General features: G+C 60.7%; 21 protein-coding genes. 13 read left to right on the top strand and 8 right to left on the bottom strand.

The window, feature by feature from the left end; all coding sequences use genetic code 11:
- The first annotated feature begins 51 nt into the window (after nt 1-51).
- Nucleotides 52-333, top strand: a complete 282-nt coding sequence (locus tag WGT02_RS19730) for a hypothetical protein (protein WP_051166658.1) — start codon at nt 52-54, stop codon at nt 331-333.
- Nucleotides 334-385: 52 nt separating this feature from the next.
- Here the strand turns inward: WGT02_RS19730 and WGT02_RS19725 are convergent, their stop codons facing one another.
- The 4 genes from WGT02_RS19725 to WGT02_RS19710 all read right to left on the bottom strand — a co-directional run bounded on the left by WGT02_RS19725 (nt 386) and on the right by WGT02_RS19710 (nt 5,883).
- Nucleotides 386-2,629: a glycoside hydrolase family 2 protein gene (locus tag WGT02_RS19725; protein WP_208249622.1), complete on the bottom strand. Its 2,244-nt coding sequence runs from the start codon at nt 2,627-2,629 to the stop codon at nt 386-388.
- A 147-nt stretch (nt 2,630-2,776) separates the two neighbouring features.
- The gene (locus tag WGT02_RS19720; protein ID WP_208249623.1) at nt 2,777-3,688 is read right to left on the bottom strand and encodes an SMP-30/gluconolactonase/LRE family protein; all 912 of its coding nucleotides are present in this window, start codon (nt 3,686-3,688) and stop codon (nt 2,777-2,779) included.
- A gap of 100 nt (nt 3,689-3,788) precedes the next feature.
- Nucleotides 3,789-4,610, bottom strand: coding sequence for an SDR family oxidoreductase (locus tag WGT02_RS19715; protein ID WP_024314955.1), 822 nt, complete (start codon nt 4,608-4,610; stop codon nt 3,789-3,791).
- An 85-nt stretch (nt 4,611-4,695) separates the two neighbouring features.
- A complete protein-coding gene (locus tag WGT02_RS19710) occupies nt 4,696-5,883 on the bottom strand; it encodes a phytanoyl-CoA dioxygenase family protein (protein WP_024314954.1) in 1,188 nt (395 codons plus the stop codon).
- A gap of 95 nt (nt 5,884-5,978) precedes the next feature.
- Between WGT02_RS19710 and WGT02_RS19705 the strand changes: the two genes are divergently transcribed.
- The 6 genes from WGT02_RS19705 to WGT02_RS19680 all read left to right on the top strand — a co-directional run bounded on the left by WGT02_RS19705 (nt 5,979) and on the right by WGT02_RS19680 (nt 14,133).
- Nucleotides 5,979-7,001, top strand: a complete 1,023-nt coding sequence (locus WGT02_RS19705) for a LacI family DNA-binding transcriptional regulator (protein ID WP_208249624.1) — start codon at nt 5,979-5,981, stop codon at nt 6,999-7,001.
- 62 nt (nt 7,002-7,063) lie between these two features.
- On the top strand, nt 7,064-8,281 hold the full coding sequence (locus tag WGT02_RS19700) for an adenylate/guanylate cyclase domain-containing protein (RefSeq protein WP_024314952.1): 1,218 nt from the start codon (nt 7,064-7,066) through the stop codon (nt 8,279-8,281).
- A 129-nt stretch (nt 8,282-8,410) separates the two neighbouring features.
- A complete protein-coding gene (locus WGT02_RS19695) occupies nt 8,411-8,842 on the top strand; it encodes an OsmC family protein (RefSeq protein WP_208249626.1) in 432 nt (143 codons plus the stop codon).
- Nucleotides 8,843-9,163: 321 nt separating this feature from the next.
- The gene (locus tag WGT02_RS19690; RefSeq protein WP_024314950.1) at nt 9,164-9,772 is read left to right on the top strand and encodes a TetR family transcriptional regulator; all 609 of its coding nucleotides are present in this window, start codon (nt 9,164-9,166) and stop codon (nt 9,770-9,772) included.
- A gap of 52 nt (nt 9,773-9,824) precedes the next feature.
- A complete protein-coding gene (locus tag WGT02_RS19685; RefSeq protein WP_024314949.1) occupies nt 9,825-10,961 on the top strand; it encodes an efflux RND transporter periplasmic adaptor subunit in 1,137 nt (378 codons plus the stop codon).
- A gap of 25 nt (nt 10,962-10,986) precedes the next feature.
- Entirely contained in the window at nt 10,987-14,133 is a 3,147-nt protein-coding gene (locus tag WGT02_RS19680) for an efflux RND transporter permease subunit (protein ID WP_024314948.1), read from the top strand.
- 44 nt (nt 14,134-14,177) lie between these two features.
- On the opposite strand, the gene WGT02_RS19675 is transcribed toward WGT02_RS19680, so the two are convergent.
- Complete coding sequence (locus WGT02_RS19675; RefSeq protein ID WP_024314947.1) at nt 14,178-14,537, bottom strand: antibiotic biosynthesis monooxygenase; 360 nt, start codon at nt 14,535-14,537, stop codon at nt 14,178-14,180.
- A 127-nt stretch (nt 14,538-14,664) separates the two neighbouring features.
- On the opposite strand from WGT02_RS19675, the gene WGT02_RS19670 reads away from it, so the two are divergent.
- Nucleotides 14,665-15,540 carry a LysR family transcriptional regulator gene (locus WGT02_RS19670; protein WP_208249628.1) on the top strand — a complete coding sequence of 292 codons (876 nt, stop codon included), beginning with the start codon at nt 14,665-14,667 and terminating at the stop codon, nt 15,538-15,540.
- Here WGT02_RS19670 and WGT02_RS19665 read toward each other — a convergent pair.
- From WGT02_RS19665 to WGT02_RS19655, 3 genes are all read right to left on the bottom strand, one after another.
- A complete protein-coding gene (locus WGT02_RS19665; protein WP_208249629.1) occupies nt 15,533-16,456 on the bottom strand; it encodes an ROK family protein in 924 nt (307 codons plus the stop codon). The two genes, WGT02_RS19670 and WGT02_RS19665, sit on opposite strands and share 8 nt — an antisense overlap.
- Nucleotides 16,457-16,530: 74 nt before the next feature.
- On the bottom strand, nt 16,531-17,865 hold the full coding sequence (locus WGT02_RS19660; RefSeq protein WP_024314944.1) for a HAMP domain-containing sensor histidine kinase: 1,335 nt from the start codon (nt 17,863-17,865) through the stop codon (nt 16,531-16,533).
- Between the two features lie 2 nt (nt 17,866-17,867).
- Nucleotides 17,868-18,521, bottom strand: a complete 654-nt coding sequence (locus WGT02_RS19655; RefSeq protein ID WP_024314943.1) for a response regulator — start codon at nt 18,519-18,521, stop codon at nt 17,868-17,870.
- A 224-nt stretch (nt 18,522-18,745) separates the two neighbouring features.
- Between WGT02_RS19655 and WGT02_RS19650 the strand changes: the two genes are divergently transcribed.
- From WGT02_RS19650 to WGT02_RS19630, 5 genes are all read left to right on the top strand, one after another.
- Complete coding sequence (locus tag WGT02_RS19650) at nt 18,746-19,699, top strand: sugar-binding transcriptional regulator (protein WP_024314942.1); 954 nt, start codon at nt 18,746-18,748, stop codon at nt 19,697-19,699.
- Between the two features lie 145 nt (nt 19,700-19,844).
- Nucleotides 19,845-21,155, top strand: coding sequence for a sugar ABC transporter substrate-binding protein (locus WGT02_RS19645; RefSeq protein ID WP_208249630.1), 1,311 nt, complete (start codon nt 19,845-19,847; stop codon nt 21,153-21,155).
- Nucleotides 21,156-21,290: 135 nt separating this feature from the next.
- Nucleotides 21,291-22,163 (top strand): carbohydrate ABC transporter permease, encoded by an 873-nt coding sequence (locus tag WGT02_RS19640; protein ID WP_208249631.1) that lies wholly within the window; start codon nt 21,291-21,293, stop codon nt 22,161-22,163.
- A gap of 1 nt (nt 22,164) precedes the next feature.
- Nucleotides 22,165-22,995, top strand: a complete 831-nt coding sequence (locus tag WGT02_RS19635; RefSeq protein WP_208249632.1) for a carbohydrate ABC transporter permease — start codon at nt 22,165-22,167, stop codon at nt 22,993-22,995.
- 18 nt (nt 22,996-23,013) lie between these two features.
- The gene (locus WGT02_RS19630; RefSeq protein ID WP_024314938.1) at nt 23,014-24,012 is read left to right on the top strand and encodes an ABC transporter ATP-binding protein; all 999 of its coding nucleotides are present in this window, start codon (nt 23,014-23,016) and stop codon (nt 24,010-24,012) included.
- The last annotated feature ends 42 nt before the right edge of the window (nt 24,013-24,054 follow it).

Genomic DNA, 24,054 nt, shown 5'->3' with positions numbered 1-24,054 from the left:
GACAGGATTTTGTGGAAACACACCGCGAAGACGATTTCGATCGGCCGAATGATGGCGGCAATGACAAGTGCGGCCCTGCTTGGTGCCTGCACGCCGACGCCACCGGCGCCTGAAAGCATGGCGCGCACAACGTTGCAGACCGCGCCGGCGGATCTGCAGCTGCTGTGCGCCAATTCGGCGGCTGGAGTTGCCGGTGCGAACGCCAAGGTGTTGCCCACGGCCTCTCGCCAGTTGCCCGATGGCACCTTTGGCGTCGACCTCGATGCCGGCGGCAAGAAATTCTCGTGCATCGTCGATAACAACGGCACGGTCCGGTCGGTGCAGCCGGCATAGTCGGCTCGCGGCACGCACCGCCGCCCGACGGTTTGGCGAACCCGCCGTGACCTTAGACGGCCGTCAGCTCCAGCTTGACCTCTGGGAAGCGACCGCAGCTTGCATGAACGCTTATCGCACCCGTCAGCCCGGTCGCCTCCAGCCAGAAGCCGGCCGTGCCGCCCTGTAGCGGAACCGATGCCGGACCGACAATCTTTGCGGGCCCGTCGACCTGCAGGGTGACATTCTCATTCATGAAGGGCAGGCGTTGACCCTGCTGATCAAGCGCGCGGATGATGACACGGGTCGTGTCGCGCTCGCGGGCCTTCAGCGTCGTGCTGTCGGCAACGATCTGCAGCGTCGTCGGCAGCGGGTCGGAAGCAAGCGTCAATCTGGCGACCGGTTCGCCGTCAATGTAGCCGGTGAATTCGCCGTCGATCCACTCGAGGCCCCATGTGCCAAGCTCATCAGGCGTGAAATGACGGTGGTCGAGAACCACAGGCGGGTGCGGCAGGTGCGGATAATTCTCGTGGTCGGGCCCGATTCGCTTCGTCACTGAGCCGTAGCGCAGTTCGACCTCGTCGCAGTTGGTCAGGATGATCAGTGGCAGCACGCCGCCGATGTTGCGTTCGCCGCGCGCCCAGAAGGTGACCGGCTGCATGACGATCTCTTCGGAAGGATCGCACTGGCTGGCATAGACATAGGCCGCAAACTTCGGTTCGCGGAACATGTCCATGACGCCATGATAGCAAATGCGGTCACCGGAGCCGAAGTCCTTGTGGGTGTTGTAGTCGAACATGCACCAACCGATCGCGCCTGCGATATCCGGATCGCCATAGGCGGCGTTCAGCACTTCGAGGTGGCGGCGGACATGCTCGGCCTGCCGGGCTTCCTGGTCGTAGATCTTGGTGGGATGCATGTGACCACCGAACTCGGTGATCATGTAAGGCACCTTGCGGGACAGGCCGGTGGCTTCCTGCTGCGGGCGAAGCGCCGTGCGCGGGCGGTTGTTGCCGGGCAGTTCCTCGTTGCCGAGGATGAAGTCGTTCATCGTGTAGACGTCTTCGAGCAGTTCACTGTCTGTTATGTAGCGGACGCCGCCGGTCTGTCGTGTCGGGTCGAGTTCACGGGCAAGCCGGTTCGTCTCGACGTAGAAGTCGTGGCTGTCCTGCGACTCATTGATGCGCACGCCCCAGATGATGATCGAAGGGTGGTTCCAGTCGCGTTCGATCATGCGCCGGACGTTGCGGATCGATTCCTGCTGCCACTCCTCGTCGCCAATATGCTGCCAGCCTGGAATCTCTTCGAAAACCAGGAGGCCGATGCGATCGCACCGGTCGAGGAACCACTTCGATTGCGGATAGTGCGACGTGCGGACGATATTGCACTTCAGCACTGACTTCATGATGTCCGCATCGCGCTCCTGGGCCGATCTGCCCGCGGCATAGCCGACATAGGGAAAAGCCTGATGGCGATTGAGGCCGCGCAGCTTCAGCGGCCGGCCGTTGAGCAGGAAGCCTTCGGGCGTGAATTCCGCGGTACGGAAGCCGAAATGCGACGAGACGCGGTCGGAACCATGGCTTGTCTTCAATTCGACGGTGACTTCGTAGAGCGCAGGATCGGCGATGTCCCAGAGCGATATGCCGGTCAGGCCATCGAAGGAGAGCGTCAGGTCTTGACCGGTGGTTTCTGCGGAAGCCGTGGCAAGCAGCCGTCCGTCAGTGTCCTTCAGCGACGCCGATACCGAGCCCAGGAACGCAAGCTGCTGTGGATTGGCAAGATCGACGCGCACGCTTGCCGACTTTTTCTCTGCCAGCACGTTGTGGGTTTCAATCTTGAGGTTGCCGAACGAGATCGGGTCGGTGACCTTCAGCCAGACGTCACGGTAGATCCCGGCATATGTCAGGTAGTCGATGCGGCCGCCGAAGGGAGGAATCTCAGGATTTTCGCTGCCGTCGATTTTCACGGTGATCAGATTGTCGCCCATCACCAATCTGCCGGTGAAGCGTGCTTCGAACGGCGTGTAGCCATCCTTGTGAGCGATGATCTCTTCGCCGTTCAGGTAGACGACGGCATCGGCCATGGCGGCGTCGAAGACGAGCGACACCTCGCGGCCCTCAAACTCCGGCATCCAGCGCAGGATCTTCTGATAGGTAAATGCCCGCTGGTAGCTTTTCTCATCGAAGTAGTTAAACGGCAGCTCAACCGCCGTATGAGGCAGCCTGACGGTCGCCGTGCCATCGAAGTCCTCAAGCAGACGCTGGCCGAAACCCTCGTGAAAACTCCAGCTTTCGTTGAAAGAGACGACGGAACGCATCTCAGGCTCCCATGAAAAAGGCGTTGCGGATGGATTGGCGCCGGTTGCGGGCGCGTGAAAACTCGGACATCGATGGTTCGTTCTGGATGGAATGCCTCGCTCCGCAGGCGCGCTGACGTCCTGGTTCGATGGCGCGCGATACTGATCCTATGGATATTGTGCGCCGTTGGTCGTGGTGTAGATCGAATACAGCGATTGGGTGGCCGTGATGAACAGCCGGTTCTTTTTCACGCCGCCAAAGGCTATGTTCGATACCGTTTGCGGCACCTTGATCTTGCCGAGCAGCGTGCCGTCGGGCGCGAAGCAGTGAACGCCGTCGGCAGCACTAGTCCAGAGATTGCCGCTGACATCGAAACGGAAACCATCCGGCACGCCGCTGTCGATCGAGCAAAAATACCGGCTGTTCGTCAGCTTTTTGCCGTCGACGACGTCGAAAACGCGGATGTGACGCGGGACTTCATGATTGGAAGAGCCGGAATCGGCGATGTAGAGCTGCTTTTCATCGGGCGAGAAAGCAAGGCCATTGGGCTGGATGAAATCGGTGACGACCGCTTCGATCTCCCCGGTGGGGGCATCAATGCGGTAGACATTACGCGTTTCCTGCTCCGGTTCAGCCTTGTGACCTTCGTAGTCGGACATGATGCCGTAGCTCGGATCGGTGAACCAGATCGAGCCGTCCGATTTGACGACGACATCGTTTGGCGAGTTCAGACGCTTGCCGTTATAGCTTTCGGCCAGCACAGTGATGCGGCCGTCGAACTCGGTGCGGGTGACGCGCCGGCCGCCGTGCTCGCAGGAAATCAATCGGCCCTGGCGGTCGCGGGTGTTGCCGTTGACGTAGTTGGATGGCGAGCGGAAAACCGAGACGTTGCCATCGGGCATCCAACGCATCATCCGCTCATTGGGGATATCGCTCCAGATCAGGCAATTCAGGTCTGAGAACCAGACGGGACCTTCGGACCAACGGCAGCCGGTATAGAGTTCCTCCAGCCGGGCGCTGCCGGCGATCAAGCCGCGGAAACGGTCGTCACGGATGTCATAGAGCGCATCTTCTGACACGGGTCAGCTCCTCCCAAAGCGATGTGACGCTCTTCGTAAACGTAAACGGCAATGTGTTCCAGAGCCCGGCGCCTGCAAAAGCGTCGGACTCTGCATTTTTTCAAAGGGCTGTGTCCGGGTGCGGCGAGCCGTCATAGGCCCCCCAGATCGACTGGTCGAAGCAGATCATGGATCCGGTCATGAGGCCGGATTCCGCCGAGGAGAGATAGGCGCATGCGCGGGCTACTTCCTCGGGATCCACGAGGCGGCCGAAAGGCTGGCCGGCAGCCGCCTTTTCCAGCCAGTCGGCAGGTGCGCCATGAAATTCGCGCTGAATGCGATCCTCCCCCTCGGACGCCATCCAGCCGATGTTGAGGCCGTTGACACGGATGCGATTGCGCAGCAGTGCGTATGCCGTGTTCTTCGTCAAAGTTTCCAAGGCACCCTTCGAGGCGCAATAGGCGGCAATGAAGGGTTGCCCTGCCTTGGCCGACATGGAGCCAATATTGACGATCGTGCCTTCGATCTTCTCACGACGCATCACCTTCACCGTTTCCTGCATCAGGAAGAAAGGGGCGCGGACGTTGACGGCGAACATGGCGTCAAAGAGGTCTGGACTGGTATCCAGGATGGTTCCGCGGTCGGTGATGGCGGCCGCATTCACGAGCGCATCGACGCGGCCGAAGGTCTGGTCGCAGACATGAACGACGTTTCTGGCATCATCGACCTGCCCGAGATCCGCTTGGACATAGACGACCTTGATGCCGGTGGCGGCGGCGATCTCGTCGGCCTTCGCCTTGCCCTTCTGCTCGTTGCGGCCACAAATGACGAGGCCCTTGACGCCGCGCTCGGCAAAGAGGCGGGCGATTGTTGCCCCGAGCCCCTGGGTACCGCCGGTCACGATTGCGATCTTGCCGTCGAGGCGGCTATGGTCTGTTGTCATGCTTTCCTCCAATGAATGATGGGCCATATGCCAAAAGCTCCCGACGCGAGAGGCCCCGGGAGCAAAATTCGTCGATGCTTATGCGTCAGCTTCGCCGCCGCTCGCTTTGTTGCGCGAGTACCGATGTGAACCGCGCATCGTCCCAATCTTCCTGCAGCGCCTCATGCATCAACTGCGCCTGCGTCTTCGGGGCAAGGCCACCGACAGGTGGGTCGCGGTCGAGGTTGGTCGGGAAGGAATAGCCCTCTGCGCAGGCGGCGACGGCGTTACCGATCTCGCCTTCAGACAGATTGCCCTTCATCGTCTTCAATGCCGGGAATAGCCTGGCGCTCATGCGCTCGCGGTTGACCGTCTCCATGGCGCGGCCAAATGCGGAGGAGACCTGCAGCAGATTGGCGACGCGCTTGATGTTGGTCGAGCGGTTGGTACCGGCTGCGTGGAAGAGGGCCGGATTGAAGAATACCACGTCGCCCTTTTCGAGCGGCAACTGGACATGATGCGTTTCGAAATAGTCCTTGAATTCCTGGCGCTTGAGGGCGAGGTAACCCGGCTCGTAGGTCTGGCTATGCGGCAGGAAGAGCGTGGGGCCACTTTCAAGCGGCATGTCGCAGTGGGCGACCGCGCCCTGCAGTGTCAGCACTGGCGAGAGCCTGTGCACATGCGCCGGGAACTGCTCGATCACCTTGGAAGACTGGAAGCCCAGATGGTAGTCGCGATGAGCGGACTGTGCCGCGCCGCCCGGATTAACCCGGTTGACCTGTGCGGTCATCTGATAGCTCGGGCCGAGCCAGGCTTCGCTCGCGATCGCGACGATGGCGTTTGCATAGTATTCGGCGAAGTTTTCGGGATCGGCGAGGCAGTGCTTTTCCAGCGAGTTCCAGATGCGGTCATTGGCGCCCGCCTTGGCAAAGTGATCGCCGCCTCCAGTGGCGGTGCGATGCTGCTCCTCGATGATCTCGTCGAATATTGCGCTGGCCCGGTCGATGACGCTGGTATCCCTGTAGGCGTGCTTGAAGACGACGACGCCGGGGCCCTCACCGAAGGCTTCGCATATCTCGGCGAGGACCGCTCTGCGGCCTTCGGGGCTGGCGATCGCTGCTAAGACCTTGTCACTGTCGTAAATCAGAATGTTCTTTTCCACGGCCTCTGCCGTCGGATAGTCGGCGAGCGCCGTTGTCTTCTCGGCAAGCTTGCGGAAATCGCCGAGATCGCAGGCGTCTTCGGTCAGCCAGACGCGATCGGCGCGCAGTTTTTGTAGGTTGTCGGATTTCATCAGGTACTCCTCCCTTTCCGATGAGGGTACTATACGCCGCCGACCGGTGTGTTATAGATCAGGAATCCATCAAAAAACCATCAAAGACGGATAGCGTGGCGCATCGGTTTCTCGTCAAGGATATCGCCTTTCAGGCCGGCTTGAGCACGGCGACGGTGGATCGCGTCCTCAACGATAGGAGCGGGGTTCGGCACCAGACGATTTCAAGGGTTCAGGCAGCGATTGCCGAGCTGGAGAAGCAGCAGATCGGCGGAGAGGTGAGCGGACGAAAACTCGCAATCGATGTCGTCATGGAAACGCCGGAACGGTTCAGCACCGCGGTTCGCGACGCCTTCGAAGCGGAGGTTGCGACGTTCCTGCCGACAGTGTTTCGGTGCCGTTTCCATTTCGCCGAGGTCATGAAGCAGGCCGAGCTGGTGCAACTGATTGACCGGATCCGCCTGCGCGGCACGAACGGCATCGTGTTGAAGGCACCTGATGTTCCAGAGGTGGTCGCGGCCGTGGCACGCGCAACCGAAGCGGGGCTTCCCGTGGTTACGCTCGTGACGGACTTGCCCAATTCGTCACGCAGCGCTTACGCAGGTGCGGACAACCGGGCGGCCGGCGAGACGGCGGCCTATCTCATCGGTGCGCATTTCGGCGGAGCGCCGGGGCGCGTCCTCGTGACACTTTCCAGCGCTCGCTTTCGCGGCGAAGAAGAGCGGGAGATCGGCTTTCGCCGCGTGCTGCGTGAACGCTATCCGCTGATCGGCGTGACCGAGATCAGTGAAGGGCACGGTACGGACGCGGCGACGGGAACGCTGGCCGTACAGGCGATTGCGGCCGATCCGGCAATCGACGCGGTCTACTCGATCGGAGGCGGAAACCGGGCGGTGCTTGCTGCCTTCGAAGCCGCGCAACGGCCGGTCCGAGTCTTCGTGGCGCATGACCTTGATGCAGACAATCGCGCGCTGCTTGCCGCCCGCAAGATCGGCTTCGTGCTGCATCACGATCTGCGCACGGACGCCCGTTCGGCCTTCCGCGCCGTGATGGGTCGCTCGGTCAGAGGCGGAAGTGCGCCTTCGGCATTGTCGTCGGTGGAAATTGTCACACCTTACAACATGCCTGCGACGGGCTGAGCTTTGTCTTTCCCTTGCCGGCAAAATCGCGATACAGCTTTCGCACCAGCGAGGGAAACGGCATGGAATACAGCGATATAGGGATAATTGCGGCCTGGCTGACGGAGCAGGGGCTGAAAGGCGCCTCCGAGGCAGAGCTGCTGACCGGCTTCTGCAACGCGTGCCGCGAGCGCGGTCTTCCGCTCGATCGCGGCATGGCGCTGATGGATACGCTGCATCCCGTCCACGAGGGTCGGGCGTTTCGCTGGGATAGCCGGGAGGAGATCGAGACCGAATTCGAGTATGGACCCTCGAGCGATGGAGCTGCGCTCGACAGCTGGCAGCGCTCCGCCTTCTACTATCTTTGGGCCGGAGAAGAGAACGAGGTCAGACGGCGCATCGGCTTTGGCGATCCGACCGATTTCGTCATGCTCGACACAATGCTCGAGCAGGGCCATACCGATTTTGTCGCGATGGTCCACCGGTTCGCCAAGGCAGGCACGATCGGCGAGATGGATTGCTTCTTCTCTCACTTCGCGACGCGCCATCCCGAAGGGTTCTCGGATCAGGATCTCATTATCCTGCGAAAGCTGGTGCCGGTACTGGCACTTGCGATCAAGTGCATTGCGCTGGCGCGTATCGCGAGGACGATTGCAGAGGTTTATCTTGGCGATGATGCCGCGCGGCAGGTACTGGAAGGCAAAATCACGCGTGGGAAGTCGGAGCGGATCTCGGCGGCTCTCTGGTTCTCGGATCTCCTGAATTACACCAAGATATCCGACAGCGCGCCGCCGGAAGAAATCCTGCCGATGCTGAATGCCTACAGCGATGTCGTCATTTCGGCGATCCACGAGGCCGGCGGCGACGTGTTGAAGTTGATCGGCGACGGGGTCCTGGCAATCTTCAAGGGGGACGAACCGGCAGATGCCTGCTGCGCGTCGTTGCGGGCCGAGCGATTGCTGCGGCAGAAGCTGAAGGCGTTGAACGACGAACGCGCTCTCGAGGGGCGCCCAACGACGGAGGTCTATATCGGCCTGCACATCGGCGATGTCTTCTACGGCAATATCGGCAGCCGCGAGCGGCTGGACTTTACCGTCATCGGGCCTGCTGTGAACGAGGTTAGCCGGATCGCCTCGATGTGCCGATCGGTCGATCTCAACGTACTGATGTCGTCGGAGTTTGCGGCGACGATCCCGGAAGGCGAGCGCGGCGCGCTGGCCTGCATCGGTCGTTATGCACTCCGCGGTGTCAAGCGCGCGCAAGAGCTCTACACGCTCGACACGGCGCGCATCGAGATCTGATCGCCTCTTGCCTGTCGCTGCCCGGAAGAAATTTCACGGCGTTGTCGCCTTCTGCCGATAGAGGATTATATCGCGCTAAAGAGGCGGATTGCTTCTTTCAGCTTCCTCTAATCCAAATAGGAGAACGGCATGCAGATCAATCGTACAGGTTCAGCGCAGTGGTCCGGCGGACTGAAGGACGGCAAGGGACAGATTTCCACCCAAAGCGGCGCGCTCAAGCACTATCCCTACGGTTTTTCGAGCCGCTTCGAAGGTATTCCCGGCACCAATCCGGAGGAACTGATCGGAGCGGCCCATGCCGGCTGCTTCACGATGGCCCTGTCGCTCATTCTGGAGGAAGCAGGCCTCAAGGCGACCGATATGGAGACGACGGCAAAGGTGACGCTCGAGAGCGTGGAAGGCGGCTTCGCGATCACCGCGATTCATCTTACGCTGACAGGCACGGTTCCCAATACGGACGAAAGGACGTTCGTCGAACTCGCCAACAAGGCCAAGGCCGGGTGCCCGGTCTCGAAGGCGCTCTCGGCGGTTCCGATCTCGCTGGACGTCAAGCTCGCCTGAGCCCGACGGATAAGACGGAGTGTTGCGCACAGGCGTCGGCACTTTGTCGTCTGCCTGGTTTCTCAAGTCCCGCCTTATCTCAAAGCACTTGCGCCGCGGCCTAGGGCGGCGGGGCGGTATCGCCTGCCCTGCCGCGTCGAGCATTCCAATGCACAATCTGGCAACCCAAACGCCATCGCTGGAGTTAGGCGGTGGTGGGATCGCATTGGCGTTTGATCGTTCGGATCCTCAACGCACGAAAACCTTGACATATTACGATTGATATTTTACGACTGACGAAATTCAAAAATCGTCAGTCGTAAGCAAGGTGCGTGAAAATTGATCAACGATGCTGCGGAGAACACGATCGAACTAGCACGTCAGGAGAATGTGACGCGCATTCTCGACGCTGCCGAGCGGCTTTTCCGTCATTACGGATATTCAAAGACGACGGTTGCCGATATCGCTCGCGATCTCGGCATGTCGCCGGCCAACGTCTACCGTTTCTTTGCCTCGAAGGTGGAGATCCACCAGGCGATCTGCGGCCGCATGCTCGCCTTGAGCTATCAGATGGCCTGCGACACCTGCCACTTGCCGATCAGCGCCTCGGATCGGCTGCGCCGCTTCGTGCAGGGTCAATACCAGATGACGGTCGAGACCATGCTCGACCAGGAGAAGGTGCATGAGATGGTCATCGTCGCCATCGAGCGCGACTGGCACGTCATCGAGAAGCACGTCGACAGCATTCATGAATTGCTGGCTGATGTGATCCGTGAAGGGATCGCAGCTGGCGAGTTTGCCGAGCAGGACGCGGATGTCGCCTCCCGTTGTTTCGGGGCTGCAACCATCAGCCTCTGCCATCCGCAGATGGTGGCGCAATGTCTCGCCAAGACCAACCGCGCCACCGTCGATGAACTGGTCGAATTCACGATCAGGGCACTGAAAAAATAACGCGCGGCAAGGGCCGCAGATCAACCGATAACCGATTTCAGGAGTGCGAAAGATGATTTCGCTGAAGACAGTCCAGTTGCCGTCCTTTGTCAGTCTTGCGCTCCTTGGCGCCGTTGCGCTCGCCGTATCCGGCTGCAGCGAGGAGAAGAAGGCCGAGAGTGAAGAGATCATCCGGCCGGTCAAGGTGGTGGAAATTGCCGCGGCTGGCGATACGCGTGCGCTGGATTATTCCGGTGCGGTGAAGGCCCGCGTCGAGATGAACCTTGGCTTCCGCGTCGCAGGCAAGATCATCGACCGTCGCGTCAACATCGGCGATCGCGTCAAGCCAGGCGATCTGCTCGCTGAAATCGATCCGACCGATTACGAATTGGCGGTTAAGACCGCCGAGGCAAATCTTGCCGCTGCCGAAAAGGGTGTGGCGACCGCCGACCTTGCCAACAAGCGCGCCCAACAGCTCTATGACAAGAGCGTCACGGCAAAGTCACAGATGGAGCAGGCCGCGCTCAGCTACGATCAAGCGGTTTCGACACGGGATGCCGCAGCGTCGTCACTCGATCAGGCCAAGAACCAGGTCACCTATACAAAGCTCAAGGCTGACCGGAATGGTATCGTAACGTCGATCAGCGCCGACACTGGCGCTGTTGTCGCGGCAGGCACGCCTGTCGTCACCGTCGCGCTCGACGGCGAAAAGGAAGTGCAGATCGCCGTGCCGGAAAACGACATTGCGCAGTTCAAGCCCGGCAAGACGGTCAAGGCCAGCTTCTGGTCAGACAACAAGCTGGTGCTCGACGGCAAGGTGCGTGAGGTTTCCGGCAGTGCCGATGCGCAGTCGCGGACGTTCTCGGTTCGCGTCAGCCTTCCGACCGACGATCGCGTGCTGCTCGGCATGACGGCGACGATCGAGGCCGCCATTGGCAATGCCGAGACCAACGTCGCCATTCCGCTGAGTGCACTTGCCGAGAGGAACGGCAAAAAGATTGTCTGGGTCGTCGATCGCAATGCGTCAACCGTCCATGCCCGTGAAATCAAGGTCGCGGACTTCACCGGCGGCGGCGTCCATGTCGCCGACGGCCTGAAAACTGGCGATCTCGTCGTCTCGGCCGGCACGCAGTTCATGACCGAAAACCTCAAGATCAAGCTGCCGGAACAGCAGTCGGCGCAAGCCGAAACCGGCGACATCATTCGCTAGAGCCCGGCCAGGAGAGGATACGATCATGGACAACTCCACCGCCCAGAAGCGTCCCTTCAACCTGTCGCGCTGGGCCATCGGCCACCCGAGCATTGCGCGCTTCCTGTTTGGGCTGATCCTCATCACCGGCGTCCTCGGCTTGATGCGCATGGGTCAGAAGGAAGATCCGGATTTCACTTTCCGCGTTATGGTCGTGCAGGCCATATGGCCGGGCGCCTCCATCCAGGAAATGGAAGACCAGGTCGTCAACAAGATCGAGCGCAAGCTGCAGGAAACGCCGCATCTCGACTGGGTTAAATCCTATACGCGGGCTGGCAGCGCCATCATCACCCTGCAGGTCAAAGGCGATACCAACAGTGCGCAGGTGGCCGACGCCTTCTACCAAGTGCGCAAGAAGGTCGGCGACATCTCCAATGAGCTGCCGGAAGGGCTGCTCGGGCCCTATTTCAACGACGAGTTCGGCGATACTTACATCACGCTGCATTCGATCAGCGGCGATGGATACAGCTATCCCGAGTTGAAGAAGTTCGCCATCCAGGCGCGCGACATGCTGCTGACGACGCCCGGCGTCGAGAAGGCGGTGATCATCGGCGACCAACCCGAGAAGATCTACATCGACGTTTCCTCGAAGGCGCTGGCTGAACGCGGCCTGACCGTGCTCGACCTGCAGAATGCAATCAAGGGGCAGAACAGCGTCGATCCGGCTGGATCGGTCGATACCGGCACGCGTTCGGTGCGCATCTCCGTCGAAGGTGATGTCACGAAGGCGGAGGACATCCGCGAGCTGCGGCTAAAGGCCGGCAACCAGGTCACGCGCCTCGGCGATATCGCCACCGTCTATTCCGGCCTCGAAGATCCCTATCAGCGCAAGTATCGCTTCAATGGTCACGAGAGCGTCCAGGTCGGTGTCGTGATGGCCAAGGGCTTCAAGGTGACCGATGTCGGCAAGGATGTCGAAGCGACCTATCAGCGCTTCGAGGAATCGCTGCCCTACGGCGTGGCAGTCGACCAGATTTCCAACCAGCCCGACGTCGTCACCGATGCCATCAGCGAGTTCATGCATGCGCTCGGCGAAGCGCTGATCATCGTGCTCATCGTGTCCTTCCTGTCCATTGGCTGGCGCTCAGGTCTCGTTATCGCGATCGCTATCCCGCTTGTGCTGGCCGCGACCTTCGCCATCATGTACGAGCTCGGGATCGACCTGCAGCGCATCTCGCTCGGCGCCCTGATTATCGCGCTCGGCCTGCTCGTGGATGACGCCATGATCGTCGTCGAGTTGATGGAGCGAAAACTCGAGGAAGGTCTTGTGAAGATCGAGGCGGCGAGCTTCGCCTATTCCTCGACCGCCTTCCCGATGCTGACCGGCACGCTGATCACCACCGCTGGCTTTATTCCCGTCGGCTTTGCTGCATCGACAGCCGGCGAATATGTTCGCACGCTCTTCTATGTCGTCGGCATCGCGCTTGTCGTCTCATGGTTCGTCGCGGTCTATTTCACGCCCTGGCTCGGCTACATGATCCTGAAACAGCGCCATCATGCGGGCGAGCATCACGATGCCTTCGATACGCGCTTCTACCACCGCCTCAGAGCGACGGTGAGCTGGGCCGTGCGCCATCGCATCATCGTCATCGCGATGACACTCGTGACCTTCGTCACCAGCCTGTGGGCATTCCAGTTCATCCCGCAAAACTTCTTCCCGCAGTCGTCGCGCCCGGAAATCCTCGTCGACCTCTGGCTGCCCGAAGGCACCAGCATCAAGGAAGTCGAGACGCAGGCAAAGGCGCTCGAAGCCAAGATCATGGACGACAAGGACAAGAAATTCGTCGCCACGTATATCGGCGAGGGCGCCCCGCGCTTCTTCCTGCCGCTCGATCAGCAGCTTCGCAATCCGAACTTCGCGCAGCTTCTGGTTATGGCAAACGACGAGCCGGCGCGCGAACGGCTGATCGTGAAACTGCGGACCATCCTGGCGCAAGACTTCCCTGATATCCGCGGCAAGGTGGATCGTCTGTTCCTCGGCCCGCCGACGGGTTGGCCGGTGCAGATGCGCATCATGGGGCCTGATCGCCAGGACGTGCGCAAGATCGCGGACGAGGTGAAGGCAAAGTTCCAGGCCAATCCGCTGCTTGGCGCGATCCACGACGACTGGCTGGAGCCGGTAGCGGCAATGAAGCTGGTGATCGATCAGGATCGTGCCCGCGCTCTCGGCGTCTCCTCGCAGCGCGTTCGCCAGATGCTCCAGACGGCCGTGTCCGGTGCACCGCTCGACGACTTCCGCGATGGCGAGGAGACGGTGTCGATCGTCGCCCGGGAGCCGGAAGCGAACCGCGCCCTGCTGTCTGCCGTCAACTCGGTTTATGTACCGACGGATTTCGGCGGGTTCGTCCCAGTGTCGCAGGTTGCCAAGGTCGTGCCTGTCTTGGAGCAGGGGATCGAGTGGCGGCGTGACCGTCTGCCAACGATCACCGTGCGCGCAACGCTGCCCGATGGCGTGCAGTCCAATGACGTCGTCATGAAGATGTATGCCGACATGCAGTCCCTGCGCGACAGTCTGCCGGCCGGCTACAACATCGAGATCCAGGGCGGTGCAGAAGACTCCGCCGAAAGCCAGGCGTCGATCGCGGCCAAGGCGCCGATCATGCTCGTGGTCATCGTGCTCTTGCTGATGGCGCAGTTGCAGCACTTCGGCAAGGCGATGCTCGTGCTGGCGACCGGCCCGCTTGGGATCATTGGTGCGGCTGCGGCCTTGCTGATATCAGGCGCACCCTTCGGCTTCGTCGCCATCCTCGGAGTGATCGCACTGCTCGGCATCATCATCCGCAACTCGATCATCCTCGTCGACCAGATCGACCAGGACATCAAGGCGGGGATGCATCGGCAGGAAGCAATCGTCGGTGCAGCAGTCCGGCGCTTCCGCCCGATCATGCTGACGGCGCTGACGGCTGTCCTGGCGCTGATCCCGATCTCGCGTGGTGTCTTCTGGGGCCCGCTGGCTTACGCCATGATGGGCGGCATTCTGGTCGCGACGGTGCTGACGATCCTGGTGCTGCCGGCTGCGTACGCGCTGTTCTTCGGCAAGGAGCCGAAGGCGGCTGGCGCCGAAAGCGATCGGTCGAACGCCAATGACGACGCGGTGGATGATCGCCATCCCCCGGCTGTCGCTGCCGAGTGAAGTCAAAAGGCGCGGTGAAAGCCGCGCCTTTCTGCTTTGAGAGCTCAGCCTTCCGCGTTCGCGCGCTTTGGCAGCACGAGATCATCCACGGTGTAGGTGTGGAATTCGCTCGTCGAGACGCTGTCGAGCATGCGGAACTTCTCAAGAAAAGCCGGATCGGCGAAAAACTCGCCGACATTGCCTTCGTCCTGGATCGCTTCGATGTTGACGACGGTCGTGCCGTCCGTGCTTTTTGAAAGGTTGCTCCAGAGGAAGCCTTCCTTGCGCTCCGCGACATAGTGAACGACGTCCTGGATGATGCGGAAAGCCTCGTCCTGTTTTCCCGGATGGGCGTGAATGACGTTGACGATGAAGGTCGTGGGGGCGGGCGCGATGTTGAAGCCGGCGGCGTATTCTTTGGGCATGCGGGTCTCCGTGGTTGCAAGGCCGAGTTTTCGGCCAACGGGAGAGTGGTAGCCTTGTCCCTAGTACGGAAAAATGGGACGATGTTCCGAAAAGATCGGACTATTTTGTCCGCAATGGGAGGGGTACTTGGATAATTTTGGCGCGCTCGGAATATTCATACAGGCGGCCGAATTCCGCAGGTTCGCCAGGACAGGGCAGCAATTCGGTATTTCATCCTCGGCTGTCGGGAAAACAATTGCGCGGCTTGAGGATCGGTTGGGAGTGCGGCTCTTTCATCGCAGCACGCGCAGTATCACGCTGACGCCCGAAGGAGCGATGTTCCTTGAGCGCTGTCGGCGGATCGCCGGCGAGATCGAAGCCGCAGAGCTCGAGCTGGCGAGGACGAAGGCGGCGCCGCGTGGAAAGCTTCGTGTCAGTCTGCCATTGGCAGGCATGTTGTTCATGCCGACGATTACCGCCTTCATGCAATCCTATCCCGAGATCGAGCTGGACCTGGATTTTACCGATCGCCTTGTCGATGTGATCGAAGAGGGGTTCGATGCCGTCGTTAGAACCGGCGAGATCAGCGATTCACGCCTGATGACGCGCACGCTCGGCAAGTTCTCTCACCGCATCGTGGGCTCGAGCGAATACCTCGCCCGTATGGGCGTGCCGACGACATCGCAGGACTTGCGACGTCACTTTTGCCTGCATCACAAGTACCCCTCGAGCGGCAAACTGGAGCGATGGCCGTTCCGGACCGATGGCCCGTTGGATCTGCCCGTGTCCTCGATCGCGAGCACCTTGGAGCCGTTGATCTATATGGCTGAGCGCGGGATCGGGCTTGCTTGCCTGCCGCTCTTTACCGTGCGCGAACAACTCCGTTCGGGTCGGCTCATATCCGTGATGGAAGATGAGCTGGCAGACGTCGGCGCTTTTCGCATCCTATGGCCTGCCAATCGCTACCCGGCCCCGAAGATACAGGTCTTCGTCGACTACATGGCGCGGCACCTTTTCAGCTAGCCACGAAATCGGCTTCCGCTTTGAGGCCGAGCAGAGCGGCGCCGATCAGGCCGGGCTCGACGCGGTATTCGCTGCGCACCACCAGCGGGCGATCGAATTTGCGCAGGATGCGCTGCCGAACGGCCTTGTCCAGCTCTGCAAGCAGCGGTTCGACGTTGGAAAGCCCGCCGCCGACGGGGACGATGGTCGCGCCCGTGATGTTGATCGTCAGCGCGAGCGGTGAGGCGACGAGATCGACGAAGACGTCGATGGTGCGCGCCGACTTGGCCTCGCCCTTCAGCCAATCATCGATGATCTCCTGGCTGGAGAGGTCAATTTCATGCAGCGTCTTGTGCAGGCGTTCGAGACCACGCGCGCCGCCAACCGTATCGACGCAACCCTTCTGGCCGCAGCCGCAGGGATAGGCCGGAATCGCAACTGGCGGATTGCCTGCCTGTGATGCGAGCGCCGGGCCGTGGCCCCATTCGCCGGCAAAACCGCCAGCGGCATTGATCAGGCGGCCATCCGCAACGACACCGCCACCGACGCCCGTTCCAAGAATGGCACCCAAAACGATACGATGGCCGCGTCCGGCACCGAGATCGGCTTCCGCCATGGCGAAGCAGTCGGCGTCATTTGCGATCAATACCGGCAATCCGAGTTCGGCTTCCAGGTCGGCGGCGAGATTGCGGCCGTGGATGCAGGGGATGTTGGCGCAGGTGAGCCGCTGCGTGTCAGGATCGACCACGCCGGCGATCGAGAAGGCCAGGCGCCTCGGCTGCTCGCCGGTTTCTGCTATGATGGCGCGCAGCGTGTCGACGAAAGCAGCAAAATCGTCCTTGGGGGTCGGACGACGGCCGAGTGGCCTGATGTCGGCTTCGGAGTGTGCCACGCCGCCCTTGATGGCGGAGCCGCCGATGTCGAAAGAGATGATCATTCGGGTTCTGCTGGTTTGGATGGCTTCTGCGTCTGCTCGCACCCTTCCGCCGGTTTTGCAAGCCAAAATCCGGGCTAGGCTGGAAGCGTCATCTTCGCTTCGAACCCGGTTTTTGCGCCGGTCGCCGGCGACAACAACTCCAGCGTGCCGCCCATCTGGGAGACGATACGGTCGGCGATAGCCAGTCCGAGCCCGGAACCGGACGCTGTCGTCTTGCCGCGACTGAAGCGCTTTTTCAGACTCGCCATGTCGGCCTCGCGAACCAGCGGTCCGCCGTTGATGACGCGGATGATGCCGCCGCTTTCAAGGCTGACATTGACCGGCAGATCCGGATCGCCGTGCAGCAAGGCATTCTCGATCAGGTTTCGCGTGACGATGCCGAAAGCGTCCATGTCCGCGTTGCGGACGAGCTTTGCGTCCGGCGCCGCGGAATATCGAAGCCTACGATTCGTGCGGCTGTCGCGCTGGAAGTCGGTGACGACCATGTCCAGGACCGGGCGCAGGTCGACCGTGGTTGAGCTCCCACCGATGCCGGCTTCCGCGCGTGACAACTGCAAAAGCTTCTCTGCCAAACGGCCGAGATTGACCAGCGAAGCCTCGACCTGTTGGACGCGATCCTGCGTTGCACCGGGCGGCAGTTCCTCGATGAGGCGCTGAGCCTGTGCAAGCGCGCCGGCGATCGGCGTTCTCAGTTCGTGCGCGCTGTTGGCGGTGAATTCGCGCTCCGCTTCGAGGGCAGCGCGCAGGCGCCCGAGGAGCAGGTTGACCGATCGCGCAATTGGCCGTAGTTCGACCGGCAGCTTCTGGCCGTCGACCTCGGCCAAGTTGCCACTGTCCTTCGTCCCGATATCTCGCCGAAGCGTCTCGATCGGTCGCAGCGCGCGCCCGACGATGAACCAGATCGCGAAAATGCTGGCGGGAACGAGCGCCACCAAAGGGATGAGCAGTGTCACGGTGCTTTCGCGCACCGCCTCGCGCCGGTTCTTGAACCGATCGGCCACTTGCAGGAACAGAGAACCGTCGGCCGTCATCTCGGTATAGATTCGAGCCGTCGGCGTGTCGTGAAACCCCATGCGAAGCGGCGCGTCGAAGGGCTCGGCCGGGGCATCATTCGAGCGCAACGCTACCTTGCCGCTGGCGTCGCGCACCTGATAGGTCAAATACTCGCGTCTGGCCGCAGCGTCGAACATGGCCATGCTGTGCGGATCGATCTTCGTACTCTGGTTCAGATCGTCGAGGATCAGAGCCAGCAGGCGCTCGGTTGTCTCCTGCTGGGCGCCGTCGAAAATCTCATCGAATTCATGCTGCATCACCCGAAAGCTGAGGCCGATCGCAGCAAGCCAGAAGACGACCATGACGGTCGTCAGGGCAAGAATGAGCGGGCCGGTGATGCTGCGTTCGCGTTTCATCTTCATCCGATTGTGTAGCCGATGCCGCGTGCCGTGCGGATCCTGTCCTTGCCGATCTTCTTGCGCAAGCGGCTCACATAGACCTCGACCGTGTTGCTTTCGATCTCCGAGCCGAACGCATAGAGCGCTTCCTCGATCCGGTCCTTCGGAACGATCGCGCCTGGGCGCGCCGTCAAGAGGTCTAGCACCGCCCATTCGCGGCTCGTCAGGATGATCGTTTCGCCGGCCACGGAGAGCTGATGCAGGGGCCGGTTGATCTCGATATCGGAAATGCGGAGCACGGGATGCGGATTGGCGTCATAGCGGCGCGCCACCGCCATGATGCGCGCTTCCAACTCGTCCAGATTGAACGGTTTCACGAGGTAGTCGTCGGCGCCGGCGTTCAGCCCGTCGATGCGATCCGAGATCTGGTCTCGCGCCGTCAAGATGATAACGGGCGTCTTCAGGCCTCTTTCGCGAAAGCGGCGAAGAAACTCTACGCCGCTGCCGTCCGGGAGCTGAAGATCGAGAAGGATCACCCCGTACTCGACAGGTCGAGCCGCGGCGTCAGCATCGGCGAGATTTTGCACCCAGTCGACGGCATGATTGGCCGCGATGACGTGATCCCGCACTGCTCCACCAATCATTCTGTCATCTTCAACCAGCAGAATTCGCACAGTTTTTTCCTCGGTGCCAGTTAGCCCGCAGTTCAACCCTCGGTCAAGCAAGCCTTGATCGACAAAGATGACAAGCAGATGGCATCCAGCGACCGCGCCGCAAGTCAAAATAGGATGTGCAATTTCTCAATGCACTCGACATTTGCCCGAATTCTGGTTTGATCTGCCGCAATAGGCATCTTCGCGTCGGCTACGGCCGGTCCTTTCAGCATGGTAGAGACTTGATGGTAAGAAAATCCGAGACTTCGGGACGGCTGGATGACGCGGCGCGTGCAGGATGGCTCTACTACGTGGCGGGGCGAACACAGGATGAGATTGCCTCTTCCATGGGGATTTCGCGGCAATCGGCACAGCGTCTGGTGTCGCTCGCCGTTGCCGAACGGCTGATCAAGGTGCGGCTCGACCATCCGATCGCCGCCTGCCTCGAACTCGCCAATGCTGTGCGCAAGAAGTTCAACCTCAAGCATGTCGAGGTTGTGCCAAGCGACCCAGGCTCCAGTTCGACGACCGTCGGCATCGCGGAGGCAACTGCGGCCGAAATCGAGCGCTGGCTGAAGCGGGCGGATCCGATCGTGCTGGCGGTCGGGACAGGGCGAACGTTGAAGGCCGCGGTCGATCAGCTGCCAGCCATCGAATGTCCCAACCATCGTATTGTGTCGCTGACTGGCAACATCGCGCCCGACGGTTCGGCCGCCTATTACAACGTCATCTTCAGCATGGCCGACGCGGTGAAGGCGCGGCACTTCCCGATGCCACTGCCAGTCCTGGTGACGTCGGCGGAGGAGCGGGAAACATTACACGGCCAGCAGCTCGTCCGCTCGACGCTGGAGATCAGCGCGCAGGCGGACGTGACGTTCGTCGGAATCGGCGAGCTCGGCATCGACGGACCGCTTTGCGTCGACGGCTTCCTGGAGAAGGACGAGATGATGGAGCTGATGCGCAACGGCGCTGTCGGCGAGATCTGCGGCTGGGTATTCGACGGCGAGGGCAAGCTTCTCGACAACCCGATCAACGAGCGGGTGGCCTCTGCGTCGATCCCCTCGCGCGAGTCGTCGACCGTCATTGGAATCGGCAAGGGCAAGCGCAAATTCAAGGCGATCAAGGCTGCTGTAACAGGCCATCAGATCAATGCGCTTATCACCGATGAGGACACCGCTGAGTATCTGCTCAGGCCGTGAGCAAATATATATTCCATTAAATTCAAATGGATAACCTACATCTTCGCTGGTGCAGCAACGAATGGTGATTGACATTTTTCTCCCATAGGCGAGTAATTGCTCATGAGCAAAGCGAATGCTCGCACTCATCTTCTGGGAGGAAGATATGACATTGAGAACTCTCCTGCTGGGCGCCTGCTCAGCACTGGCGTTTGCCGGCATGGCTTCGGCCGAAACGCTGACAATCGCGACCGTCAATAACGGCGATATGATCCGGATGCAGAAGCTGACGGATGACTTCAAGAAGAAGAACCCCGACATTGATCTCGAGTGGGTGACACTCGAAGAAAACGTCCTGCGCCAGAAGGTTACGACCGACATCGCGACCAAGGGTGGCCAATACGACGTTATGACGATCGGTACGTACGAAGTTCCGATCTGGGCCAAGCAGGGCTGGCTTCTGCCGCTCGACAACCTCGGCGCAGATTACGATGCCGACGACCTGTTGCCGGCAATCCGCAGCGGCCTGACCGCAGACGGCAAGCTCTATGCAGCGCCGTTCTACGGCGAAAGCTCGATGGTCATGTACCGCAAGGACCTGTTCGAAGCCGCCGGCCTGAAGATGCCTGACGCGCCGACCTGGGACTTCATCGCGGAAGCCGCGAAGAAGATCACCAACAAGGACAAGGAAATCTACGGCATCTGCTTGCGCGGCAAGGCTGGCTGGGGTGAAAACATGGCCTTCCTGACGGCTATGTCGAACTCTTTCGGAGCCCGCTGGTTCGATGAGCAGTGGAAGCCGCAGTTCGATCAGCCGGAGTGGAAGGACACGTTGAACTTCTACGTCAACCTGATGAAGGAAGCTGGACCTCCCGGTGCATCCTCGAACGGCTTCAATGAAAACCTGGCGCTCTTCCAGACCGGCAAATGCGGCATGTGGATCGACGCGACCGTTGCTGCCTCCTTCGTCAGCAACCCGAAGGAATCCACCGTCGCCGACAAGGTCGGCTTCGCTCTGGCTCCGGATAAGGGCCTCGGCAAGCGCGGCAACTGGCTCTGGGCCTGGAGCCTTGCAATTCCGGCGAGCTCGCAGAAGGTCGAAGCAGCCGAGAAATTCGTCGCTTGGGCAACGAGCAAGGATTACACCAAGCTCGTCGCCGAGAAGGACGGCTGGCTGAATGCACCTCCCGGCACGCGCTCTTCGCTCTATGCGAACGCCGACTACCAGAAAGCCGCGCCTTTCGCCAAGATGACGATCGACAGCATCAACGCGGCTGACCCGACCAAGCCGACCGTCAAGCCGGTCCCCTACGTCGGTGTCCAGTTCGTCGCTATCCCTGAATTCCAGGGCATCGGCACGGCCGTCGGCCAGCAGTTCTCAGCAGCTCTTGCAGGACAGGTCTCGGTCGATCAGGCGCTGCAGAGCGCGCAGCAGCTGACGACCCGTGAAATGACCAAGGCTGGTTACATCAAATAGATAACCTCCTGAGAAGGCGGGGCGTTTGACCTCCCCGCCCATCTGGGTCGCCGAATGCCCAAACTGCGTCGGCGACCCCCTTTGTCTCAGCTGTCCTGCAGTCGTCTGCCTCTTTGAACAGGATCGGTCATCGCCATGGCAACGTTACACACCCGCTCCGCAGCGCGAATGATGATCGCACCGTCCGTTGTGCTGCTCTTCCTGTGGATGATCGTCCCGCTCGCGATGACGATCTATTTTTCGACGCTGAACTACAATTTGCTCAGCCCGGGCATGGAAACCTTCGTCGGCTTCCTGAACTATAAATATTTCCTCACCGATCCGGCCTTTTTCTCCGCGTTGATCAATACGTTGCTGCTGGTGCTCGGCGTGCTCCTGATCACTGTCGTGGGCGGCATCGCGTTTGCGCTGCTCCTGAACCAGGATATCTACGGACAGGGCATCGTTCGCATCCTGGTGATTGCCCCCTTCTTCGTCATGCCGACGGTTGCGGCTTTGGTGTGGAAGAACATGTTCATGAACCCGGTCAACGGGCTCTTTGCACATCTCGCCAAGGCGCTTGGATTGCAGCCCTATGACTGGCTTGCCAATGCGCCGCTCTTCTCGATCATTCTGATCGTCGCCTGGCAGTGGCTGCCCTTTGCGACACTGATCCTGCTGACCGCCCTGCAGTCGCTGGACGAAGAGCAGCAGGAGGCCGCCGAGACGGATGGCGCCGGTGTTGTTTCGAAGTTCATCTACATCATCCTGCCGCATATGGCCCGCGCCATCACGGTGGTGATCCTCATCCAGACAATCTTCCTGCTCTCGGTCTTTGCCGAAATCCTGGTCACCACCAACGGCGGCCCCGGCACGCAGAGCACGAACCTCACCTATCTCGTCTATGTGCAGGCGCTTCTGCAGTTCGATATCGGCGGCGCTTCGGCAGGCGGTATCGTCGCGGTCATCCTCGCCAACATCGTTGCGATCTTCCTCGTGCGCCTTGTCGGCAAGAATCTGGAGGCTTGAGATGGCTAGAAAAGTCACAACTCAGCGCAAGGTGGTCATGACCGCCATCGCCTGGACGCTCGGCATCCTGATCTTCTTCCCGATCCTCTGGACCTTCCTGACGAGCTTCAAGACGGAAGCGGATGCCATCGCCTCGCCGCCGCAGTTTCTGTTCTTCCACTGGACGACGGAGAGCTATACGGAAGTGCAGAGCCGCTCAAACTATCTCAGCCACTTCATGAACTCGGTGATCATTTCCTTCGGCTCGACGCTGATCGGCCTGATCATCGCCATTCCAGCCGCCTGGGCGATGGCGTTTTCGCCGACCAAGCGGACGAAGGACGTGCTGATGTGGATGCTGTCGACCAAGATGATGCCGCCGGTCGGCGCGCTGATCCCGATCTACCTGATGTTCCGCAACTCCGGCCTGCTCGACAGTCGCCTCGGCCTGGTGATCATCCTGACGCTGATCAACCTGCCGATCATCGTGTGGATGCTTTACACCTACTTCAAGGAAATTCCCGGCGAGATCCTGGAAGCCGCGCGCATGGACGGCGCCTCGCTTGCCAAGGAAATCATCTACGTGCTGACGCCGATGGCGGTCCCGGGCATCGCCTCGACGCTGCTTCTCAACATCATCCTGGCTTGGAACGAAGCCTTCTGGACGCTCAACCTCACCGCGTCGAAAGCGGCGCCGCTGACGGCGTTCATCGCTTCCTATTCCAGCCCCGAAGGCTTGTTCTACGCCAAGCTTTCGGCAGCCTCCACCATGGCGATCGCGCCGATCCTGATCCTCGGCTGGTTCTCGCAGAAACAACTCGTCCGCGGCCTGACCTTCGGCGCGGTGAAATAAGACATCAGGGAGACAAACATGGGAAGCATTACCCTTCAGAAAGTTTCGAAGGTCTTCGGTGAAGCCAAGGTCATCCCTTCGATCGACCTCGAGATCAAGGACGGCGAGTTCGTCGTCTTCGTCGGCCCGTCCGGCTGCGGCAAGTCCACCCTGCTCCGACTGATTGCCGGTCTTGAGGATGTCAGTGGCGGCAACATCGTCATCGACGGCAGGGATGCAACGGAAAAGGCTCCGTCGGAACGTGGTCTAGCGATGGTGTTCCAATCCTATGCGCTCTACCCGCATATGAGTGTGCGCAACAACATCGCCTTTCCGCTGAAGATGGCAAACATGGACAAGGCGGAGATCGACAGGAAGGTTGCCGATGCCGCCCGGGTTCTGAACTTGACTGACTACCTCGAGCGGAAGCCGCGACAGCTTTCGGGCGGCCAGCGCCAGCGCGTGGCGATCGGCCGTGCGATCGTGCGCCAGCCTTCGGCCTTCCTCTTCGACGAGCCGTTGTCGAACCTCGATGCTGCTCTGCGCGTCAACATGCGCCTGGAGATCAGCGAGCTGCACCAGCAGCTGAAGACGACGATGATCTACGTCACCCATGACCAGGTGGAAGCCATGACCATGGCCGACAAGATCGTCGTACTGAACCGTGGAAATATCGAGCAGGTGGGTTCGCCGCTCGAGCTCTATCACAAGCCGCGCAATCTCTTCGTCGCCGGCTTCATCGGCTCACCGAAGATGAATCTCGTGAAAGGCCAATATGCTGCGCAGTTTGGTGCGCACACGATCGGGGTTAGGCCCGAGCACATGTTGCTTTCGACCGAAAGCGGCGACTGGAAGGGCAAGGTGATGGTCGCCGAGCACCTCGGCGCCGACACCTTCCTGCATGTCGATGTCGAGGGTATCGGCCATGTTACCGCGCGGGGCGGCGGCGATTTCCCGGCCAAGGCCGGCGACCTCGTCTATCTGACGCCCGACAAGACGCGGATCCACAAATTCAACGAAGGCGGCCTCGCCATCTGAGCGCATTGTTGCCGGGTTGGGGACGAAAGCGCAACGCCGGAC

The organism is Rhizobium sp. T1470 (assembly GCF_042140505.1).
GTDB classification, from domain to species: Bacteria; Pseudomonadota; Alphaproteobacteria; order Rhizobiales; family Rhizobiaceae; genus Rhizobium; species Rhizobium favelukesii.
This window is presented reverse-complemented; position numbering and strand designations above follow the sequence as displayed.

Bases quoted from the DNA above. Each gene is read 5' to 3' on its own strand.
- WGT02_RS19715 (WP_024314955.1), bottom strand. From the start codon at position 4,610: ATGACAACAGACCATAGCCGCCTCGACGGCAAGATCGCAATCGTGACC.
- WGT02_RS19645 (WP_208249630.1), top strand. From the start codon at position 19,845: ATGACATTGAGAACTCTCCTGCTGGGCGCCTGCTCAGCACTGGCGTTT.
- WGT02_RS19700 (WP_024314952.1), top strand. From the start codon at position 7,064: ATGGAATACAGCGATATAGGGATAATTGCGGCCTGGCTGACGGAGCAG.
- WGT02_RS19635 (WP_208249632.1), top strand. From the start codon at position 22,165: ATGGCTAGAAAAGTCACAACTCAGCGCAAGGTGGTCATGACCGCCATC.
- WGT02_RS19730 (WP_051166658.1), top strand. From the start codon at position 52: ATGGCGGCAATGACAAGTGCGGCCCTGCTTGGTGCCTGCACGCCGACG.
- WGT02_RS19710 (WP_024314954.1), bottom strand. From the start codon at position 5,883: ATGAAATCCGACAACCTACAAAAACTGCGCGCCGATCGCGTCTGGCTG.
- WGT02_RS19695 (WP_208249626.1), top strand. From the start codon at position 8,411: ATGCAGATCAATCGTACAGGTTCAGCGCAGTGGTCCGGCGGACTGAAG.
- WGT02_RS19660 (WP_024314944.1), bottom strand. From the start codon at position 17,865: ATGAAACGCGAACGCAGCATCACCGGCCCGCTCATTCTTGCCCTGACG.
- WGT02_RS19685 (WP_024314949.1), top strand. From the start codon at position 9,825: ATGATTTCGCTGAAGACAGTCCAGTTGCCGTCCTTTGTCAGTCTTGCG.
- WGT02_RS19650 (WP_024314942.1), top strand. From the start codon at position 18,746: ATGGTAAGAAAATCCGAGACTTCGGGACGGCTGGATGACGCGGCGCGT.
- WGT02_RS19680 (WP_024314948.1), top strand. From the start codon at position 10,987: ATGGACAACTCCACCGCCCAGAAGCGTCCCTTCAACCTGTCGCGCTGG.
- WGT02_RS19675 (WP_024314947.1), bottom strand. From the start codon at position 14,537: ATGCCCAAAGAATACGCCGCCGGCTTCAACATCGCGCCCGCCCCCACG.
- WGT02_RS19725 (WP_208249622.1), bottom strand. From the start codon at position 2,629: ATGCGTTCCGTCGTCTCTTTCAACGAAAGCTGGAGTTTTCACGAGGGT.
- WGT02_RS19630 (WP_024314938.1), top strand. From the start codon at position 23,014: ATGGGAAGCATTACCCTTCAGAAAGTTTCGAAGGTCTTCGGTGAAGCC.
- WGT02_RS19665 (WP_208249629.1), bottom strand. From the start codon at position 16,456: ATGATCATCTCTTTCGACATCGGCGGCTCCGCCATCAAGGGCGGCGTG.
- WGT02_RS19640 (WP_208249631.1), top strand. From the start codon at position 21,291: ATGGCAACGTTACACACCCGCTCCGCAGCGCGAATGATGATCGCACCG.